The sequence below is a fragment of the Candidatus Methylomirabilis sp. genome (assembly GCA_036000645.1).
GTDB lineage: Bacteria > Methylomirabilota > Methylomirabilia > Methylomirabilales > JACPAU01 > JACPAU01.
Genome location: DASYVA010000192.1, coordinates 1 through 3,334 on the forward strand (window position 1 = coordinate 1; position 3,334 = coordinate 3,334).

Below are 3,334 nucleotides of genomic sequence, written 5' to 3' on the forward strand. Positions count from 1 at the left end.
CCCGAGATCCTGGAGGCCATCATCGCCGCCGAGCGCCCGGAGGCGCTGCTGCCCACCCTGGGGGGCCAGACGGCGCTCAACCTCGCCGTGGTCCTGGCGGCCAAGGGGGTCCTGGACCGCTACCAGGTCGAGCTCATCGGCGCCAAGATGAACGCCATCCGGAAGGCGGAGGACCGGGAGCTGTTCAAGCAGGCGATGGAGCGCATCGGCCTGGAGGTCCCCCGCTCCGGCTACGCCCGCACCCCGGAGGAAGCCCTCCGCATCTTCGACCTGGTCGGCTTCCCGGCCATCATCCGCCCCTCCTTCACGCTGGGCGGCACCGGCGGCTCCGTCGCCTACAACCGGGAGGAGTTCCGCGAGTGCGTCCAGTGGGGCCTCAGCCTGAGCCCCGTCCACCAGGTCCTCATCGAGGAGTCGGTGATCGGGTGGAAGGAGTTCGAGCTGGAGGTGATGCGGGACAAGGCGGACAACGTGGTCATCATCTGCTCCATCGAGAACGTGGACCCGATGGGGGTGCACACCGGGGACTCCATCACGGTGGCGCCGGCCCAGACCCTTACCGACAAGGAGTACCAGCGGATGCGGGACGCGGCCATCGCCGTCATCCGCGAGGTGGGGGTGGAGACCGGCGGGAGCAACATCCAGTTCGCGGTGAACCCGGCGGACGGGCGGATGGTGGTCATCGAGATGAACCCCCGGGTCTCCCGCTCCTCGGCCCTGGCCAGCAAAGCGACCGGCTTCCCCATCGCGAAGATCGCCGCCCTCCTCTCCGTCGGGTACACCCTCGACGAGATCAAGAACGACATCACCCGCGAGACCCCCGCCTGCTTCGAGCCGACGATTGACTACGTGGTGGTGAAGATCCCGCGCTTCGCCTTCGAGAAGTTCCCCGGGGCCGACGAGACCCTCACCACCCAGATGAAGTCGGTGGGGGAGGTCATGGCCATCGGGCGCACCTTCCAGGAGGCCCTCCAGAAGGCGATCCGCTCCCTCGAGATCGACGCCTACGGGCTGGAGACGCGCCTGGCCCCCCTCGGCGCCCGCTTCGCCGACCGCGCGGTCCCGCGGGGGCTGCAGCGGGAGGAGCCGGGGAACCTGCGCGACCCCGCCTCCCCCCACGGCGAGGCCCTACGGCAGGTCGTGCGCGAGAAGCTCAGGGTCCCGAACTGGGAGCGGGTCTTCTACATCGCCGACGCCTACCGGCTCGGCATCGGCACCGGGGAGATCGCCCGGCTGAGCGGCATCGACCCCTGGTTCCTGGAGCACATCCAGGAGATCGTCCGCCACGAGGAGCGGATCGTGGGGGCCGACAAGGGGAGCGCCTCCTCCCCGCTCCTGCGCCTCCTCACCCACGCGGCCATGCGGGAGGCGAAGGCGATGGGGTTCTCGGACCGGCGGCTCGGCACGCTGGTGGGCTCCGACGAGGCCACCATCCGCGACGCCCGGAAACGGATGGGGATCGAGGCCACCTTCAAGATGGTGGACACCTGCGGGGCCGAGTTCGCGGCCTACACGCCCTACTTCTACTCCACCTACGAGCGGGAGGACGAGGCGGCCCCCTCCGACCGGCGCAAGGTCGTCATCCTCGGGAGCGGGCCCAACCGGATCGGCCAGGGGATCGAGTTCGACTACTGCTGCGTCCACGCCTCCTTCGCCCTGAAGGAGGCGGGGTACGAGACCATCATGGTCAACTGCAACCCCGAGACCGTCTCCACCGACTACGACACCTCGGACCGGCTCTACTTCGAGCCCCTCACGCTCGAGGAGGTGCTGAACATCGTGGAGCGGGAGCGGCCGGAGGGGGTCATCGTCCAGTTCGGGGGGCAGACGCCCCTGAAGCTCGCCGTCCCGTTGGCCCGGGCCGGGGTCCGGATCCTGGGGACCAGTCCGGACGCCATTGACCGGGCCGAGGACCGGGAGCGGTTCAAGCAGCTCCTCCAGAAGCTGGGGCTTCACCAGCCCCCCAACGGGACCGCCGCCACCTTCCCCGAGGCGGCGCGGATCGCGCGCCTCATCGGCTATCCGGTCCTGGTCCGTCCCTCCTACGTCCTGGGCGGCCGGGCCATGGAGATCGTCTACGACGATGCCGGGCTGCAGGAGTACATGACCCGGGCGGTGCAGGCCTCCCCGGAGCACCCGGTCCTGGTGGACAAGTTCCTGGAGGATGCGCTGGAGATGGACGTGGATGCCCTCTGCGACGGGGAGCGGGTGGTGATCGGGGGCATCATGGAGCACATCGAGGAGGCCGGCATCCATTCGGGGGACTCGGCCTGCTCGCTCCCGCCGCACTCGGTGCCGGAGAAGTTCCTGGAGGAGATCCGGGAGACGACCCGGGCGCTGGCGCTGGAGCTCGGCGTGGTGGGCCTCCTGAATGTCCAGTTCGCCATCAAGGACGGGACCGTGCATGTCCTGGAGGTGAACCCGCGGGGCTCGCGGACCGTCCCCTTTGTCAGCAAGGCGGTGGGAGTACCGCTCGCCAAGCTGGCGGCGAAGCTCATGGTCGGGAAGACGCTCGCGGAGCTGGGCTTTACCGAGGAGCCGCGCCCCCGCCATGTGGCCGTGAAGGAGGCGGTGCTGCCCTTCATCAAGTTCCCCGGCGTGGACGCGGTGCTCGGCCCGGAGATGAAGTCCACGGGGGAGGTGATGGGGATCGACCGGGACTTCGGGCACGCCTTCGCCAAGTCCCAGATCGCGGCCAACGGGCTCCTCCCCCTCGGCGGGACCGCCTTCGTGAGCGTCCGGGACCAGGACAAGGCCCACGTGGCCCCCGTGGCGATCGCGCTGGCCGAGCTGGGCTTCGGCCTGGTGGCCACGGAGGGGACCGCCGCCGCCCTCACGGCCGCCGGCATCGCCGTGGAGCGGGTGGCCAAGGTGACGGACGGCGTGCGGCCCCACATCGTGGACCGGATGAAGAACGGGGAGATCGCCCTGGTGGTGAACACGCCGGAGGGGCGGGCTTCCCGCCTGGATTCCTACGAGATTCGCCGCACCGCCGTGGTCATGGGCATCCCCTACTTCACCACGCTGGCCGCTGCCCGCGCGGCCGCGGGGGGAATCCGCGCCCTCCAGGCCGGCCGGCTCGAGGTCAAGCCGCTGCAGGCCTACCACAGCGGCGGGAACGACGGGTGAGCGGATGCGGGGAGAGGTGACGGCGAATCGGGATCTGGGCCACGGCTACTACGGCGTGGCGATCGAGGCGGAGGGCCTCCGGCCGACGTTCCGGCCCGGCCAGTTCTTCATGCTCCGGGTGCTGAACGGGACCGACCCGCTCCTGCCCCGGGCCTACAGCATCTACCGGATGGCGAGGGGGCGCCGCGGGCGGGGGACGCGCGTG

The 3,334-nt window shown here is 70.4% G+C and carries 2 protein-coding genes; both read left to right on the plus strand.

The features are described 5' to 3' along the window. Window positions 1–3,129, plus strand: a 3,129-nt coding sequence (gene carB / locus VGT06_10870) for a carbamoyl-phosphate synthase large subunit (protein ID HEV8663622.1), incomplete at its 5' end; no start/stop codon positions are given. Window positions 3,130–3,145: 16 nt separating this feature from the next. Next, on the plus strand, window positions 3,146–3,334 hold a 189-nt coding region (locus VGT06_10875), incomplete at its 3' end, for a dihydroorotate dehydrogenase electron transfer subunit (GenBank protein ID HEV8663623.1).